The following is a 16,501-nucleotide window of genomic DNA, read 5'->3' as shown; positions in this document are numbered from 1 at the left end:
TGATCACTCAGGACCCGCACCCCCGTGGACGGGGTTCTTCGCCACGCGCTTCTCCGAGACCAGCAGGCGTACCGCACCCTGCCGGTGAGGTTCAGCGGCCCAGACGATCCAGCGATCGCCCACCTCGGCCGACTGCTCTCGGGGGTTCATCGAGAAGCCGTTCCCGTCAGGGGCGGGCTCGATGATCTGGAACGTCACTTCCAGGCCGCGTCTGCGCGTCTCGGCGAGGACCTCGGCGACCGTGCGCCCGTTCGGGTCGTAGCCCTCAAGGGACTCGCCCTTCGCGCCGGCGTCCGCGTTGTTCTGGTACGGCTCGGAAGGCTTGGCCGGGCGGCCCATGTAGATCGTCCCCCTGCCGCTGAAGCCCTTGCTGATGGTGATGGTCAAGGCGCAGCCGGGACGACCGTAGACGCAGCCTTCCGGTTCCAGGCTGCCGCCGATGCGGTCCTTCTCCGTCGTGCCGCTGAAGCCGAGCCGGAAGACCGTGCCGACCGCTGAGGGGGAGGCGGGCCGCAGGTCGAGGGTGACGTCAAGACCCAGCGCCTTGAACGCCTCGGTGTAGCGGGCATGGTCGACGAACGGGTCCTTGATCGTGGCGACGTACTCCTCCCCGCGCAGTTCGACGGCGATGGCGGAGTTGGCGTAGGCGGTGGGAAGGGCGTCCTGACTGATCAGCGTCGGGCCCAGGACGGCCGCGGCGGCGCACCCGGCGGCGGCGAGCAGGCCGGCGAACACGGAACTCCTGCGGCGCCTGCGCCCGGTGGCGGGAACGGCGGCCATGGCGCTCAGGAGACGGTCTTCCTGGGCGGTCAGGGCGTCCGGCGTGGGCGGTGGCACTTCGGAGCGAAAGTGTTCGAGCTCGGTCATCTCATTCATGGACGGGTTCCTCGCTGACGATGGTCATGGGATTGACTCCTCCGAGCTCTTTGCGCAGCTTCCCGCGCGCCCGGTTGATGCGCGAACGCACGGTTCCGAGGCGTACGTCCAGCGCTTCCGCGACCTCCGGATAGGTGAGGCCGGCCCAGGCGACGAGAAGCAGCGCGTCACGGTGGCCTTTGGGCAACGTCGCCAGCGCCCCCGCCAGGCGGTGGCGGGCGGCCTCGGAGCTGACACGATCGTCGCTGCGGTCCGTGAAGGGAGCCGTCACCGGGTCGGTGCCTGTCCGTTCCAGGACGCGCAGCTGGTGCAACTCCGTACGCCGGTGGCGGCCGATCAGATTGGTGGCGATGCCGTACAGCCATGGGCGAGCGTTCGGACGACTCCGGTCGTAGAGTCCCCGCTGCTGAAATGCCGTCAGGAACGTCTCCGCCACCACGTCGTCAGCGGCGTTCACCCCGAGCCTTCTGGTGACGTACCGGGTGATGTCGGACGCATGCCGGCGGAAGACCACGGCGAAGGCTTCTGGTTCGCGCAAGGAGCGTTCGATATGGGAGGCGTCATCGCCCCCCGCCCGGCTCATGTCGCTCATATGTGGCCTTTCGGCGAAAGATTAGGACAACAGATGTTGCCCAGCCGAAGGCATGCGGTTCCCGAGTTTCCTCGACGGCGACGCCGATGCGGCCTCCGGCCGTTTCCCGGCCGAGGATCCGGCCGGGTTGCTCGGGCCGCGCGTCAACGGGTCAGCGCGTCGGAGTGACAGGCACGGGTGCCGACGCCGGGGCGGCGGCCAGGCGGGCGCCGGTCACGATGAGCGCCGCGCCGGCGACCAGCAGGATCGCCGTGGCGGTGAAGAGCCCGGCCGTCAGGCCGCGCAGCCAGGGGAGGGTGGCGGCCACCCTCAGGTCGGCTGCCACTGCCGGCGTGCCGTCGGCGTTCATGACGACGACGGTCCACTCGCCGGGCCGGACGTCCCAGGTCAAGCTGCTGCTGCCGGTGGCCGCCCAGAAGGTCTGGGACGCGGGTGGAGCCGGCGCGGCCGTTCCCGGACGACGGTCGTAGGCGGCGCCGGTGGCGCCCGGGATGACCTGTTCGTGGGTGACGTCGCCCAGATAGGCGGTGACGTCGTCCTCGCGGGCGATGCCGAGGAAGAGCGGGGTGCGGGTGCCGGACGCGCTGATGCGCACGTGCCCCACGCCGTCGCGCAGGAAGGACACGTCCTGCCCGGCGATGGCGATCTGCTCGCTGGTGAGAGCGTAGGTGGAGGTGGACATCCGCTGCGGGCCGGTGCCGATGAAGCCGTCGGCGTCGCGACCCTGCCCGAGCAGGGCGGCACCGGTGCCGGTGGCCGCGGCGGCCAGCCCGCCGAAGGCGAGGACGGCGCCGACGGTGAGGGCCACGATGGAGGCGGGGCCGTGCCGGGCGGGGGTGTGCGCCGAAGCGGGCGGGGGTTCGAGGCGCGGCAGCTCGTGACCACCCTGTTCCAGCCGGAACGGCGGGTAGACGTCGGTCATGAGCGTGGCGTACGCCGCGACTCTGATCGCCCACCGGTTCATGCCCAGCACGAGATCGTGGACGCCGTGGGGGTAGCGGCCGGTGAACAGCAGGGAGAGCGCCGCGATGAGGACCAGCAGGCCGATGAGGCCGCCCCAGTCGAGGGTGTAGAACACGCCGCCGCCGTCGGGCAGGGCGCTGTTCCAGGAGATGATGCTGCCGCTGGTGAACAGGCCCACGACGAGGTAGTGGGGGAGGGCCAGCAGCCACCATTTGACCAGGACGAGGCCGCGCGAGAGCCGTTCCGGGTAGTCGATCTCCAGGGTGGCCGGGTAGTCCGGGGCGGCGCCGAGCGTGAAGGGCGGATAGCGATCGGTGCCCAGAGCGCCATAGGTGTAGTAGGCCACCCGCCAGGTCCAGCGCAATACGCCCAGGTTGAAGTCGAACAGCGCGCGCGGGTAACGCCCGGTGAACAGGATCGCGAAGAACGCGACGACGGTGAGAACGCCGAAGGCGATCCACAACAGGCTCAGCACGATGTAATGCGGGATCGCCAGGAACCATTTCACGATCCAGAGGCCACGGTTCAGCGGCTCCTCGAGCCGAGCCTCGACCCGCACCGGATAAGTACTCATGCGACCAGCGCACCACCTTTCGCCGGTGCTGCCTGTGGGCGAAAGTCCTCACTACCGCGCTGATGGGCCCAGGCGTGCCCCCGGGGCTGTTGTTCCCACTGCCTGTGGGATAGGACTGATAGTCGCCGAATAGCCATCACCGCAACCATGCCGGGAAGGGAACGTTGCTGATGACCGCAGTTTCGAATGAGCAGGTCCGCAAGGCCGTCGATGAGGAAATGCTGCGGAGGCTGGCCTCTCCGGACGACAAAGAGGTCGAACAGCTGGACGCCTGGTGGCGGGCCGGCAATTACCTCACGGTCGGGCAGATCTATCTCCAGGGCAATCCCTTGCTGCGCGAGCCGCTGGCCTCGGAGCACATCAAGCCGCGGCTGCTGGGCCACTGGGGCACCAGCCCGGGACTGTCGCTGATCTACGCGCACGTCTCCCGCCTCATCCGGCAGACCGGACAGCAGGCGATCTATCTCGCCGGCCCCGGGCACGGCGGGCCCGCGCTGGTGGCCGCCGGATACCTGGAGGGCACCTACAGCGAGATCTACCCGCACGTCAGCCAGGACGAGGCCGGGATGCTGCGGCTGTTCCGGCAGTTCTCCAGCCCGGGAGGCATCCCCAGCCACGTCTCGGTGACCACCCCGGGCTCCATCCATGAGGGTGGCGAGCTGGGATACGTGCTGGTGCACGCCTTCGGCGCCGTCATGGACAACCCCGACCTGCTGGCGGTCGCGGTGGTGGGCGACGGCGAGGCCGAGACCGGGCCGCTGGAGGGGTCGTGGAAGGGCGTGTCGTTCCTCAACCCCGAGCGCGACGGCGCCGTGCTGCCGATCCTGCACCTCAACGGCGCCAAGATCGCCGGCCCGACGGTCCTGTCCCGCAAGGACCCGGCCGAGGTACGCCGGCTGCTGGAGGGCCACGGCTACGAGGTGCTGGAGGTGGAGGGCTCGGACCTGCCGGGCATGCACCACCGCTTCGCGGCGACGCTGGCCGAGGCATGGGGCAGGATCCGCGCCATCCAGCACCTGGCCCGCACCGGCGAGTGGGACGGAAGCCGGCCCCGGTGGCCGCTGATCGTGCTGCGCTCGCCCAAGGGGTGGACAGGGCCGGAGCAGGTCGACGGCGTGCAGATGACGGGCACGTGGCGCTCGCACCAGGTGCCGCTGTCCGGGGTGCGCGACAACCCGGAGCACCTGGCGATCCTGGAGAGCTGGCTGCGCTCGTACCGGCCCGAGGAGCTGTTCGACTCCACCGGCGCGCCCACCGAGCTGGTACGCGGCCTGGCACCGGAGGGCGACCTGCGGATGAGCGCCAGCCCGCACGCCAACGGCGGCCTGCTCACCCGGGATCTGGTCCTGCCCGACTTCCGCGACTACGCCGTCGAGGTGCCGCAACCGGCGAGGACGCGCGCCGAGTCGACCCGCCGGCTCGGCGAGCTGCTGCGCGACGTCTACCGCGACAACCCCGACAGCTTCCGGCTGTTCTGCCCGGACGAGACCAACAGCAACCGGCTCGGCGCCGTGTTCGAGGTCTCCGACCGCGCCTTCGCCGAGCGCGTCACCGCCGACGACGTGGCGATCAGCCGCGACGGCCGGGTCATGGAGGTGCTGTCGGAGCACAACTGCCACGGCTGGCTGGAGGGCTACACGCTGACCGGCCGGCACGGCATGTTCGCCACCTACGAGGCGTTCGCGATGGTCAGCGCCTCCCAGACGGTGCAGCACGGCAAGTGGCTGCAGGAGGCGAGCCGGCTGCCCTGGCGGGCCAAGGTGCCCAGCCTCAACGTGCTGCTCACCTCGACCGCCTGGCGCAACGACCACAACGGCTTCTCCCACCAGGGGCCCGGGCTGATCCAGGTCGTGCTGACCCAGCGGGGCGACGTCGCCCGCGTCTACCTCCCGCCGGACGCCAACTGCCTGCTGTCCGTGGCCGACCACTGCCTGCGGTCGCGGTCGTACATCAACCTCATCGTCATCGACAAGCAGCCGCAACTGCAGTGGCTCAGCATCGACCAGGCCGTCGAGCACTGCGCCCGCGGCGCCGGCATCTGGGACTGGGCCGGCACCGACGACGGCACCGGCGACCCCGACATCGTGCTGGCCTGCGCCGGCGACGTGGTGACCATGGAGACGGTCGCGGCCGCGCAGATCCTCAAGGAGCGGCTGCCCGGCCTCAGGGCCCGCGTGGTCAACGTCGTGGACCTGATGACGCTGATGCGGCCCAAGGACCACCCGCACGGCATGAGCGGCACCCTGTTCACCGAGCTGTTCACCGACACCGTCGACGTCGTGTTCGCCTTCCACGGCTACCCCGGCGCCGTCCACCAGCTCGTGCACGGCCGCCCGGACGCCGACCGGTTCAGGGTGCGCGGCTTCATCGAGGAGGGCACCACCACCACGCCCTTCGACATGACCGTGCGCAACCGCGCCTCCCGCTACCACCTGGTCATGGACGCCATCAACAACGCCAAGCGGCTGCCGCGCGGCGCCAGCGACCTGATGGCCTGGTGCGAGCGCAAACTCGCCGAGCACCAGGCGTACGTCGTCGAGCACCTCGAGGACATGCCCGAGGTCCGCGACTGGTCGCTGGGCGACTGGGCGCAGCAGGGCTGACCGGACACTGGCGATGACCAAGGTCCTTCGGCATCAGGCCGTACGGCACTCAGCGCCGGCGGCCGCAACCGATGTGATGGAGGTGCGACAAGGACACCCGAGAAAACGGAAAGGGAGGCCCGCCATGGCCACCACCATCAACAAGCCTGTGATGCACGTCGGCGTGGGCAAGGCGGAGCGCAAGACCGCGGTCGACTACGTCTGGGCCGTCGCCCGGATCTCGCTCGGCTGGGTCTTCCTCTGGGCCTTCCTGGACAAGACCTTCGGCTGGGGCTTCGCCACCCCGGCGGCCAAGGCCTGGATCAACGGCGGCAGCCCGACGACCGGCTTCCTCAAGGGCACCGGCGAGAACGCCCTCGGCGGCTTCTTCGGCGCGCTGGCCGGACAGGTCTGGGTGGACTGGCTGTTCATGGCCGGTCTGGCCGGCGTCGGCCTGGCGCTCATGCTCGGCGTCGGCACCCGGATCGCGGCCGGCGCGGGCACGGCGATGCTGCTGATGATGTGGGCGGCCCAGCTGCCCCTGACCACCAACCCCTTCATGGACGACCACATCATCTACTCGATCGTCCTCATCGGCCTGGCCCTCGCCGGCGCCGGAACCACGCTCGGACTCGGCAACCTGGCCATCGTCCGCCGCACGCCGTGGCTCAAGTAGCCACCCTGATCACCCGCCCGCCCTGCCCCCAGGGCGGGCGGGTTTTCGTTTCCGGACGCGCGCAGGCGGCTCGACCTTCTCTACACGTAGGGATGGAGATGCTCGGTCGAGCCGACCAGCGCGGTGCGCGTGTAGGCCGCAGGGGAGAAGTGGACGCCAGTGGCTCGCTCCGCGAGGGCCAGTGCCGCGGAGGTGGGATCGCCGGCGAATCCCGGTTCGTCGCCGCCGAGGTGCAGCCCAAGGTCCGTGACGTCGGACTCAAGGCGATCGGGCTCGGCGCCCTCTCGCCAGTGATAGCCGTACAGGCTGAAGGCCGTGATCAAGTCGCCGTTCACGTGAAGTCCGAAGTCGGCCCCCTTGATCGTCACGCGGACGGCGGCGGCGGCCGAGCCCTCGGAGAGGAGCCCGGCACTGTCGTGGACGACGGCACCCCATCCGTACTCGACCAGGACGGTTCCGCCTCTGGCGCGGTATGCCGCGACACCGAACCCCTCCCCTTCCAGAGGGCTGCCCGGGACCACGTTCACCCGTCGCAGAGCCTCGTCAGGAGGCACGTCCCGCACGAAGCAGACACAGAGCCAGGTGTCGCCCACGCCGTCCGTGAACTCCTGGTAGAGCCACTCATAAGTGGCTGCCGTCGCCTTGGCCATGGCCGTCATGCGTCTCCTGAGGATGGACGATCGAGGCGATCGTCCCAGAGCAGTCCGACAGATTCGCCCCCAGCCACCTACGTGACGGATGGCCATCATCCCGGAGCTGGAGCGCCCGCCCCTGCCGCAGACATGGCTTTCCACGGCGCTGAGGGCCTAACCGCTCAACGAGAGGCGGTCCGATGACACAAGAAACCACGTCACGCCAAGCGATCGGCCTACGGGTGCACCGCCGGCTGATGATCGTCGGGGCACTCCTCACCGCCGCCGCCCTTCTCCTGTTGTCCCTGCTCCCTGGCGCGCCTTCCGACGCCGCTGCCATGACGGCATGGGTGGAACGCGGTCACTCGCTCCTGTCCTGGAGCGACGAACTGCTGTTCTTCGCGGTCATCTGCTGGGGAGCCGGCGCCCGCAGCCTCTTCGGCACGCGCAACGCCGAACGGTCGGCCCGGATCAACGTGGGCGTGACCGCTCTGACGACCGCCCTCGTCGCCCTCGTCGTCCTCCTGCTCGCGATGGGGCGTCTGGTCTACCCGGTGTTCGAGATCCGCCTGTCAGCCGAGGTTCTGGCCCTGGCCGTCAGCTCGGCGTTCGGCGCCCTGCATCTGGCGTTCCTGGGTTTCGCCGTTGCCGCGGTCACGCTCACCTGGTCGACCCGCGCCGGACTGATCGGACGAGCCGCCGGCATCTTCGCCGCAGCCGCATTCATCGCCGGCTCTTTCCCCTGGCTGACACCGAACTGGTGGAACTCGTTGGCCGCGATACTGGTCGCCGCGTGGGGCATGCTCCTGGCCCTTACCACCGCAACCCGCCCCGCGAATCCCGGCGACGCGAAGAGAAGCCATTCGAGCGTCGCGCGACAGTGCCGGCGGGTGAGGCCAGAACTGCACACGCCACTCCTCGACTCCTCGTGGCGGAGCATCTTCGTCCGGCCAGCTCCAGCCGGTTCCCGGGCGACGACTGGCCCTGATCGCCCAATCGCCGGCCTTCTTGCGCAGATTCATCGGGACAGGCGGCGGGCCACTGCCGAACAGCTCGCTCAGGTAGACGAGACCCGAGCTGGAGTAGAAAGATGTGATCTTACTTCTCTCCCAGGAGCCGGAAATGCCGGGAGGGAGACCGTCCCACAGTTCCAGGGTCACCGGGGTTTCGTGCCACGGGGCACTGCTCAGGAAAACCGCCCAGTTCAGGGTCGCTTCGAACCAGGAGTCAGGGGCGAGACGTGCTGAGATCTCCTCCAGCCGAGGCCAGCCGGGCGGCTCGTCCAACGTGCCTTCCTGATCTCTCAGCAAGAAAGCGCTTCTCTCCACGGTGACGACCTCGTGGACGCGATCAACGAGTTGCGACATTCATTCTCCGTACGTCCGGATCGGCGACCGATCCTCGGGGAGCTCGGAATGAACCGATCACGCCTTGCCGTGCATCCGGCGGGCGGCGACCAAGGAGGCCCCGACGAGAGCGGTGAGCACGCCCCAGTACAGAAAGCCGCGGACCCCGGTCACCAGCAGATTCTCGGCCAGGTAGACCAGGCCGGGAACCAGGTAGACGGCGGCTGCCAGCGCCCATCGGCCGTCCCTGGCGGCCACCGTGGCGGCCAGCACCAGCAGCAGGGCCGTCATCTCGACGCCGGCCCGCGAGACGACCCGGACGGGGTCGTACATCGGCATCTCCGTGAGCTGCAGCGCCCAGCCGGCCAGCGGGACGAGCAGCCACCGCGACGACCGGGCAGGCATCGTCGCGCCCCACCATCGAGCCTTCCCGGACGTGCGGCCCGCCCCTCTCCGCCGGACGGCGAGCACCACTGACGCACCCGCGACCACCCAGTAGGGCGCGACCGGCGCGAGATCCCCGTACACCGGTCCGAGGCCGAGCACCGGGACTACGGGCCAGCTTGTCCACAGCGCGGCGACCGCCGCCAGAGGAGCCGCGACACGCATCCATCCCCGTACGAGCGCCACCATCAGGATGATCCCGAGCGCGGTCCACATCTTGTAGGTGACGTACGGCAGGACGGGAAGCTGAGCGAAGGTGACGGCCGTCACGACCAGCGCGCCGAGGTGCAGCCCATCGGCCCACGGCGGCACGCCGGACGCGCGGGTGGCCCGGACGCGGGCGGTGAAGCCGCCGGCGAGGAGATGCAGCGTCTCGCGGAGCGACGGCCGGCGGGCCCCGGGCCGGGCCGCCTCCATCAGGGTGCCGATCAGTTCCTCGCCGTGCTCGGCGCGGTACTCCTTGGGGTAGGCGCGCAGGAGGCGGCGGTACCGCAGTTCGAGAACGTGGCTCATGCGCTCGTCACCCCGCCCGGCCGCAGGACGAGTGCGGCGGCGCGCTGCAACCGGGCCGCGTGAGCACGGACGGCCCGCACGCCGTCGTCGGTGATCCGGTAGTAGCGCCGAGGACGCCCGTTGACGGTCTCCTCGCGGTCCAGCCGCACCCAGCCGGTCTCGGAGAGCCGGTCGAGCGCGCCGTACAGGGTGCCGACAGCGAGGTCGACCTCGCCGAGTGACTGGGTTCGGACCTGTTTGATGATCCCGTATCCGTGAAGCGGTTCCGCTGTCAGGGCGACGAGGATGAAGTACGTCGCCTCCGTCATGCCGGCCATGGCTCCCGACCATATATCGACCGTCGAAGTATGGGGAAGAGGTGACCTCAGATCCAGGAGTACTCCTTGTCCGTCACCGCGGGCAGTTCGACGGCGCCCGGCCTCGCAGCAGGACCGGCCAGCCGAGCAAGCGCCGCCCCGACGGGAGGGAACAACGGCAGATCAGCTGCCTGCCGGTAGTCGATCCACTGCACGTGCCCAACCTCGTGACCGCCCGCGGCCATCTCATCGAGCTCATGCGTGGCGAGAGCGCGGCGAACCTCCGGGCTGACGTGAAGGCGATAGATCAGGTGCAGCTTGCGGGGCGAAGGCGTGCTTCCCGGCCGCGACACCCGGGCGTCCATCAGCCACAGCAGTTCCGGCTCCGTTCCCGACCCCGGAGCGAGGGCGAGCTCCTCCTCCAGCTCCCGGGCGAGGGCGGCGTCGAGCGGTTCACCTTCGCACACGTTCCCACCGATCGTGGTGAACAAGCAGATGCCATCGGGGCGGTCCCTGCGCAGCAGCGCCACCTCGTCGCCGCAGAACACCAGGGCGCTGACACGGATCTTGATCCTGCCGAACGGGACCTCGGCCGCCCCGTCCTGACCGCCGGCAGCACCGCCGGGCGCGCCCCGCCTGCCCTCGGCCCGAGCCTGCGCGGCCCGCACCCACACCCGCAGCGTCTCGCGGCCCACTCCCAGATCCCGCGCGATCGCCGTGATCGACCGGCCCGGCTCGGACAGCGCCAACGCCACCGCGTCGGCCTTGAACTCGGGCGGGTAATTCGTCATCACCATCAGGGATATCCCTTCTGCTGCATACCATGTGCTCGAAAGCGTCCCCGGCCCGGACCGACCTCGGCGGCATCGTCGAGTTCGAACGCCACGTGTCGTAGCGAACTGGTGTTGTCGTTGTCCCCGGACTCGGGCCCTTTGGGGGAGTGGCACTTTCGCGGTAGAGCTTCGCACCGTCCGATGCCGGCCCACACCAGGCCGTACTTCCGGAGACAGCGGCTGAGATCAATGGCGAAGCGCGGTACGACCTGATCACACCTGGTACTCCAGTGACACTTGGCGATCTTGAGGCGTTCGGGTCACATGGCGACGGCCACCGCAGCCGGATCGGCCGCATCGAACCACGTCGTGCGGCGAGTGCGTACGTGCGCGGACTGCTGACCAACCTCGACCGCAAGAGCTGCTGGAACCTGGCCGCCCGCTGGGACGCCGACGCCGACGCCGACAGATGAACCTGGCGTGATACCCCCGTTCAGGGGTGGGGAGCGTGGTCTTCGAGTTCGGGGGACGTGATCGGGCCGATGCGGTGAGCGGTGCGGGCGAGGTCCTGGATGAGGTCGGACTGCGGGGTCGTGCGCCAGATCAGCGCCCATCGTGCGGGTGGTGCGTCGTGGATGGGCACGTAGGCGATGTCGGGACGGGGGAAGTAGCGGGCGGCGTGGGCGTGGACGGGTGAGACGGCTTCGCCGTTGGAGAGCAGGGGGAGCATCTCCGCGGAGTTGTCGACGACGGGACCGGCGGGGATCGGTCGTCCGTTCGGGGTGCGCCGGGGGACCAGTGCCTCGCGCCAGTAGTCGGGTCGTGCGCCGCCCATGACGACCTCGTCGGCCAGATCCTCGTAGGAGATCGATGCGCGTGCCGCGAGCCGGTGGCTGACGCCGACGGCCAGGACCACCGGTTCGATGTAGACGACCGGGCCGACGGTGAGGTCGGCCTCCTGGACGGGCAGCCAGGCGATCTGCACGTCGACGGCGCCGGCCCGCAGAGGCCCGAAGGGGTCGTTGAATCCGACGTGGCGGATGTTCAGGTCGCAGGTGGGGTGGCGGGCCTCGAAGGCGTCCAGCAGGGGGCGCAGGTCCTGATGGTTGGCGTTGATCATGCCGATGCGCAGGACCTGCCGCTTTCCCCGGGCGGCGCGGGTGGCGCGGTCGATGCCTTCGCACAGGCCCCGGTACATGGGCTGGAGGTCCTCGAAGAGTCGGCGGCCGATCGGTGTCAGCCGTACGTTGCGGCTGTCGCGGTCGAACAGCGCGGCGCCGATCCGGCGTTCCTGCTTCTTGATCGCTTGGCTTACCCGTGAGGGTGTCACGTGCAGGCGTTCGGCGGTACGGCCGAAGTGCAGTTCCTCGGCCAGTGTCAGAAAGATCTCGATGTCGCGTAGTTCCATTCCGCCTCCCGACCGTGAACCTATCGCTTAACGATCCGTGGCCGTAATCGCCGTTGTTCATCTCGACGGCTCGCCCGAGACTGGGTGGCGCACCTGTTGCCAAGGGGGCTGACGCGCGCGGGCGTGATTACCCAGTTTGTCCAGGAGATTCGATGTCTACCGTTCTCATCGTCGTCACCGTTCTTACCTCCGCCTGGGTCGGCTTCTCGGGCTTCTCGCTGCTGCGCCGGGCCCCGGTCGTGGCCACCTTGTCCCTGGCCAGGCCCGACCTTCATGGCAGCAGGCGGCGCTGAGCCGAACGCACCAGGACCAGTGACCCTGACCGACACAGCCCGTCATCGCGCGGCCGTGAGCGTCACGTCCAGAAGTATCGGAAGATCCGAGAGATCTCCTCAAGCGCCGCACAGCCAGTACGGCCAGTACGGCCGCCCCGCCGCGCACCGGCTGACCTTGTCGTCCGACTTTCTCCAGAAAGGAACACCTCTTGACGCCCGACCCGACGACCGTGCACCCGTTGCCCGCCCATGAGCGGGTGGTCCTCCTCAAGCCGCTGGTCAGCTCGCCGACGATCACGGTGGGCGAGTACACCTACTACGACGACCCCGACGACGCGACCGGCTTCGAGCAGCACAACGTGCTGTACGCCTACGGGCCCGAACGGCTGATCATCGGCAAGTACTGCGCGATCGCCTCCGGCACCCGCTTCCTGATGGCCGGCGCCGACCACCCGACGATGGGCGTGTCCACCTTCCCGTTCACCATGTTCGGCGGCGAGTGGACCGAACGCACCCTCGACCTCGTCACCGGCATGCCCAGCCGGGGCGACACCGTGGTCGGCAACGACGTGTGGTTCGGCTACCAGGCGACCGTCATGCCCGGCGTGACCATCGGTGACGGTGCGATCATCGCGGCCGGGGCCGTGGTCACCGCCGACGTCCCGCCGTACACGATCGTCGGCGGGAACCCGGCCAGGCCCATCCGCCGCCGCTTCGCCGACGCCGACGTCGAACGGCTCCTGCGGGCCGCCTGGTGGGACTGGCCCGCCGACCTGGTGACCGAGCACGCACGTACGATCATGGCCGGCACCCCGGACGACATCGCCCGCATCGCCGCCGAACACGGGCTGGAGAAGAGCCGTTGACCCACATGACCACTGAAGGGTGGGCCGTACTGGATCACATCAGGACCGGCGGTGCCTCTGGGACAACCCCAGACACCGGGGCCCTCACTCGCATCGCCCCCCGGCACCGCATTGCTGAAAGGATCTCGTGACAACCATCGACGCAGCCGCAGAATTCGACCGCCAGGTCCACAACCTGATCGAACGGGACTATCCGGCGATGGCGGGCCTGACGCCCGAGCAGTTCCAGTCCCTGGCCGAACCCCTGCGCGACCTCGCCGCCACGACCGGAAGCCTCGCCTGCGAGTCCGGCGCCGGCCGGCTTCCGTTCGTGCTCGTGGTCACCCGTCAGGTCGTGCCGATCGAGCAGACGATGCCGCGCACCACCCTGCACGGAAAGCCCAAACCGGGCTTCGTCGACCACTCCTTCGAACCTGGCTCCCTGGAACGATTCGTCGCCATCCCGGAGACCGGGCTTCCGGAGCAGCAGGTATACCTCCTGACGGACATCGAACGCGGTGAGGAGTTCTGCGGGGCCGTGCCCCAGGACGCCATGAACACCATCGCCGCCCGGGGGCGCACGCTGCTCACCATCGAGGAGGGCATCGCGGTGATCACCCAGTTCCCGGAGATCCTGGTCAAGAACAAGTGCTTCTCCCTCGGCGGCTCCCGCTCCGGCGACCGCCGCGTCCCGGCCCTGTGGATCAGCCAGAACGCCCCCAAACTCGGCTGGTGCTGGGAACGCAACCCGCACACCTGGCTCGGCATGGCCTCCGCCGGCGGCCGTCGCGCGACCGCATAGCCGACGACCATGCCCCGGAACTCGACCAGGCCGACGATCAGCAGGGGCAGGGCCAACGGCTGCGTGGACCGTTCGAGCAAGCCCTGCGCGATCACCCCAGGCACGCTCGTGCCGATCACCCGCAGCCGCTTCACCGGTAAGGAGATCTCTTCTATGTTGATCGATGGTTCACCGTACGGCATCACCTGCGGCCCCGACGGCGCGCTCTGGTTCACTCTCGTGCACCAAGGCCGGATCGGACAGGTCGTGCCAGGTGACGAGCCCACATTCTTCTCCCTCGACCCGGCCGACGGCCAGCCCACGGTCATCACCCCGGGGCCGGACGGCACCCTGTGGTTCACCGAGTTCACCGGCGGCCGGATCGGGCGCATCACCACGGACGGCGCCCTCACCGCGTTCCAGGCGGCCTCGCCGTACGGCATCGCCACAGGCAGCGACGGAGCCATGTGGTTCACCCAACTACAGGACGACCGGATCGGACGGATCACCCCGGACGGGCAGCTGTCCACGTACCCGCTGCCCAGCGCGGGCGCGATGCCTTCGGCGATCGCGGCGGGGCCGGATGGCGGACTGTGGTTCACCCTCAACCAGGGCAATGCGATCGGCCGCATCACCACTGGCGGCGAAGTGTCAACGTACCCGCTGCCCACACCGGGCGCGGCACCGGTCGGCATCTGCGCGGGACCGGACGACGCACTGTGGTTCGTGGAGATCGGCGCAGGACAGGTCGGCCGGATCAGCACCTCGGGCGCGATCACCGAATTCCCGCTGCCCGACCGCGCTGCCCGGCCACACGCCATCGTGGCGGGGCCGGATCACGCGCTCTGGCTCACCGAGTGGGGCACGGGACAGCTGGCCCGCATCACAACCGACGGAAAGATCACGGAGTTCCCGCTGGAGGGCGCAGAACCCCATGGGCTCACCGTCGGCCCGGACGGAGCAATCTGGGTCGCGATGGAGTCCGGCGCCCTGGCACGGCACAGCCTGCACCCAGGCGAGCTGTAGTCACACCTGTCTACCTGACCTTGGCAGAGAGAGCGGCCGAACGCCGGCGTTGACCTGTTGCCACCCGGCGCGTGCGCATCCTCGGCGCGACCGCCCACCCGACCGGCGCCTGGACGGCCCAGCACGTTCGAGCGCTGAAGTCTCCATCAAACCCGGGGGCGGTTCAGCCGGTTCCTCATCTCTGACGGCCGCTTGCGCTTACAGGAGGCCGCGTTCCATCGCCACGACGACGGCCGCAGCCCTGGTTTCGACGCCGAGCTTGGCGAAGACGTGCTTGAGATGGGTTTTGACGGTGGTCTCGCTGATCAGCAGGGTCCGGGCGATCTCCTTGTTGGCCGCACCTCGCGCCACCAGCCGTAACACCTCCAGTTCGCGCGGGCTCGGCAGCTGGGCCGCGGGCCTGCTGATGAGCGCGGAGGCAACCGACGGCGCCAGGACGGCGCCGCCCGCCGCGGCCGTACGGACCGCCCGGTGCAATTCCTCGCGGGGCGCGTCCTTCAGCAGGTAGCCCGCCACCCCGGCCGCCATGGCCCGGGTCACATCGGCGTCGGTGTCATAGGTGGTCAGCACGATCACCTTGATCTGCGGGTGGTCCGTGCGCAGCCGCTCGATCGTGCCGATGCCGTCCAGGCCGGGCATGCGCAGGTCCATGAGCGCGACGTGCGGTCGCGCCCGCCGGGCCATGGCCAGAGCCTGGAACCCGTCGGCTGCCTCGGCGACCACCTCGATGTCGCCGACATGATCGAACATGCCGCGCAGCCCGTCGCGGACCACCGGATGGTCATCGACGATCATCAACCTGAGGGAATGCGCAGGCACAGTGCGGTCCCCTCTCCCGGCGCCGACTCCACCGTCAGCGTGCCGCCCACGCCGCGTGCACGTTCCCCCATGGCCGCCAGCCCGTAACCGGAACCGCGCGCCCTCGGATCGAAGCCTGTGCCGTCGTCGAACACGTCCAGTGTCACCTCATCGTCCACGTAGGTCAGCGTGATGGCCACCCGGCCCGCCTGGGCGTGCTTGGCCACGTTGGACAGCCCTTCCTGCGCCGCACGCAGCAGCGTGGCGCTCACCTCCCCGGCCAGCGGCCGAGGGGTGCCGTCCACCGTCACGGTCGCGCTCACCTCGCAGGCGTGCGCCCACCGCTGGGCGACCTGCGCCAGCGCCTCCTCGAGACGCGCCTCCTGCAAGGGGCCAGGCCGCAGCGCGTCCACCGAGCGCCGGGCTTCCCGGAGGTTGTCGCGGGCCAGTTCCTTGGCCAGCGCGATTCTCCTGCGCACGGAGGGCAGGTCAGGAGCGCCCTGTCCGGGCATGGCCTGCTCGGCGGCCTCCAGTTGGGTGATGATCCCGCTCAGCCCTTGGGCGAGGGTGTCGTGGATCTCCCTGGCCAGCCTCGCCCGTTCCTCCAGCACCCCGACCGTCTTGTTGTGCACGCTTTGCCGCATGATGTAGGTCACGAACAGGCCGATCGCCACCACCAGGCCGCAGCTGCCGGCAAGCCGCCACAGCGCGCCGGGGTCGTCCAGGTAGCCCCTTGCAGCGAAGGTGCACAAGATCGTCGCTACCGCGCCGGCGTAGGACCAGGGAGTGAGCAGCATCACGTACGCCTGGGGCATCAGTCCGAAGATGACCACATCGAAGGAGCGGTCGGTGAGCACCAGCGCGACGTAGAGAGCGCACAGCACGGCCAAGTGGAGCGCCATGGGGTGGAGCCGGCCGAGCAGGTGCGGCCGGCGGACGACGAAGAACCCGTGCCAGCCGGCCATCAGCGCCGCCACCGCCAAAGACACCGGGGCCGGGCCGGCGCGCTCGCCGATCGACAAGATCAGCCCCAGCGCCAGGCAGGCGTAGAAGAGCAAGTGGAAGGCGTGCAACCAGCGCGCCTCCCAGACGTTCACCTCG

General features: G+C 69.5%; 18 protein-coding genes. 8 read left to right on the top strand and 10 right to left on the bottom strand.

Annotation, left to right across the window (positions count from 1 at the left end; all coding sequences use genetic code 11):
* Positions 1-3 precede the first annotated feature (3 nt).
* From Nocox_RS40010 to Nocox_RS44050, 3 genes are all read right to left on the bottom strand, one after another.
* Positions 4-876 (bottom strand): hypothetical protein, encoded by an 873-nt coding sequence (locus Nocox_RS40010; RefSeq protein WP_157383299.1) that lies wholly within the window; start codon positions 874-876, stop codon positions 4-6.
* Positions 869-1,468: an RNA polymerase sigma factor gene (locus Nocox_RS40005; protein ID WP_020545565.1), complete on the bottom strand. Its 600-nt coding sequence runs from the start codon at positions 1,466-1,468 to the stop codon at positions 869-871. The genes Nocox_RS40010 and Nocox_RS40005 overlap by 8 nt, the downstream gene beginning before the upstream one ends.
* A 151-nt stretch (positions 1,469-1,619) precedes the next feature.
* Complete coding sequence (locus Nocox_RS44050) at positions 1,620-3,005, bottom strand: DUF4389 domain-containing protein (protein WP_026214852.1); 1,386 nt, start codon at positions 3,003-3,005, stop codon at positions 1,620-1,622.
* 218 nt (positions 3,006-3,223) lie between these two features.
* Here Nocox_RS44050 and Nocox_RS39995 point away from each other — a divergent pair, with 218 nt between their 5' ends.
* Positions 3,224-5,608 carry a phosphoketolase family protein gene (locus tag Nocox_RS39995; RefSeq protein ID WP_020545567.1) on the top strand — a complete coding sequence of 795 codons (2,385 nt, stop codon included), beginning with the start codon at positions 3,224-3,226 and terminating at the stop codon, positions 5,606-5,608.
* Positions 5,609-5,732: 124 nt separating this feature from the next.
* The gene (locus Nocox_RS39990; protein ID WP_020545568.1) at positions 5,733-6,263 is read left to right on the top strand and encodes a DoxX family membrane protein; all 531 of its coding nucleotides are present in this window, start codon (positions 5,733-5,735) and stop codon (positions 6,261-6,263) included.
* Between the two features lie 80 nt (positions 6,264-6,343).
* Here Nocox_RS39990 and Nocox_RS39985 read toward each other — a convergent pair whose 3' ends face one another.
* A complete protein-coding gene (locus Nocox_RS39985) occupies positions 6,344-6,922 on the bottom strand; it encodes a DUF6461 domain-containing protein (RefSeq protein ID WP_020545569.1) in 579 nt (192 codons plus the stop codon).
* 173 nt (positions 6,923-7,095) lie between these two features.
* Here Nocox_RS39985 and Nocox_RS39980 point away from each other — a divergent pair, with 173 nt between their 5' ends.
* Entirely contained in the window at positions 7,096-8,142 is a 1,047-nt protein-coding gene (locus Nocox_RS39980; RefSeq protein ID WP_157383300.1) for a hypothetical protein, read from the top strand.
* 177 nt (positions 8,143-8,319) lie between these two features.
* On the opposite strand, the gene Nocox_RS39975 is transcribed toward Nocox_RS39980, so the two are convergent.
* The 3 genes from Nocox_RS39975 to Nocox_RS43505 are packed head-to-tail and all read right to left on the bottom strand — an operon-like array spanning position 8,320 to position 10,291.
* Positions 8,320-9,198: a hypothetical protein gene (locus Nocox_RS39975; RefSeq protein WP_020545571.1), complete on the bottom strand. Its 879-nt coding sequence runs from the start codon at positions 9,196-9,198 to the stop codon at positions 8,320-8,322.
* Positions 9,195-9,515 carry a PadR family transcriptional regulator gene (locus tag Nocox_RS39970; RefSeq protein ID WP_020545572.1) on the bottom strand — a complete coding sequence of 107 codons (321 nt, stop codon included), beginning with the start codon at positions 9,513-9,515 and terminating at the stop codon, positions 9,195-9,197. Before Nocox_RS39970 ends, Nocox_RS39975 begins: the two co-directional genes overlap by 4 nt.
* Positions 9,516-9,562: 47 nt before the next feature.
* Complete coding sequence (locus Nocox_RS43505; protein WP_020545573.1) at positions 9,563-10,291, bottom strand: transposase; 729 nt, start codon at positions 10,289-10,291, stop codon at positions 9,563-9,565.
* 266 nt (positions 10,292-10,557) lie between these two features.
* On the opposite strand from Nocox_RS43505, the gene Nocox_RS39960 reads away from it, so the two are divergent.
* On the top strand, positions 10,558-10,740 hold the full coding sequence (locus Nocox_RS39960) for a hypothetical protein (protein ID WP_157383301.1): 183 nt from the start codon (positions 10,558-10,560) through the stop codon (positions 10,738-10,740).
* 20 nt (positions 10,741-10,760) lie between these two features.
* On the opposite strand, the gene Nocox_RS39955 is transcribed toward Nocox_RS39960, so the two are convergent.
* Positions 10,761-11,675 (bottom strand): LysR family transcriptional regulator, encoded by a 915-nt coding sequence (locus Nocox_RS39955; RefSeq protein WP_020545574.1) that lies wholly within the window; start codon positions 11,673-11,675, stop codon positions 10,761-10,763.
* A 152-nt stretch (positions 11,676-11,827) separates the two neighbouring features.
* On the opposite strand from Nocox_RS39955, the gene Nocox_RS39950 reads away from it, so the two are divergent.
* The 4 genes from Nocox_RS39950 to Nocox_RS39935 all read left to right on the top strand — a co-directional run bounded on the left by Nocox_RS39950 (position 11,828) and on the right by Nocox_RS39935 (position 14,602).
* The gene (locus Nocox_RS39950; protein WP_020545575.1) at positions 11,828-11,968 is read left to right on the top strand and encodes a hypothetical protein; all 141 of its coding nucleotides are present in this window, start codon (positions 11,828-11,830) and stop codon (positions 11,966-11,968) included.
* Positions 11,969-12,159: 191 nt separating this feature from the next.
* Positions 12,160-12,816 (top strand): CatB-related O-acetyltransferase, encoded by a 657-nt coding sequence (locus Nocox_RS39945; protein ID WP_020545576.1) that lies wholly within the window; start codon positions 12,160-12,162, stop codon positions 12,814-12,816.
* A gap of 127 nt (positions 12,817-12,943) precedes the next feature.
* Entirely contained in the window at positions 12,944-13,597 is a 654-nt protein-coding gene (locus tag Nocox_RS39940) for a DUF5701 family protein (RefSeq protein ID WP_020545577.1), read from the top strand.
* Positions 13,598-13,705: 108 nt separating this feature from the next.
* Entirely contained in the window at positions 13,706-14,602 is an 897-nt protein-coding gene (locus Nocox_RS39935; protein WP_246649688.1) for a Vgb family protein, read from the top strand.
* A 198-nt stretch (positions 14,603-14,800) separates the two neighbouring features.
* On the opposite strand, the gene Nocox_RS39930 is transcribed toward Nocox_RS39935, so the two are convergent.
* Positions 14,801-15,397, bottom strand: a complete 597-nt coding sequence (locus tag Nocox_RS39930; RefSeq protein ID WP_020545579.1) for a response regulator — start codon at positions 15,395-15,397, stop codon at positions 14,801-14,803.
* A complete protein-coding gene (locus Nocox_RS39925; RefSeq protein WP_020545580.1) occupies positions 15,397-16,497 on the bottom strand; it encodes a sensor histidine kinase in 1,101 nt (366 codons plus the stop codon). The genes Nocox_RS39930 and Nocox_RS39925 overlap by 1 nt, the downstream gene beginning before the upstream one ends.
* Positions 16,498-16,501 lie beyond the last annotated feature (4 nt).

This window comes from Nonomuraea coxensis DSM 45129, from assembly GCF_019397265.1.
Taxonomy (GTDB): domain Bacteria; phylum Actinomycetota; class Actinomycetes; order Streptosporangiales; family Streptosporangiaceae; genus Nonomuraea; species Nonomuraea coxensis.
This window is presented reverse-complemented; position numbering and strand designations above follow the sequence as displayed.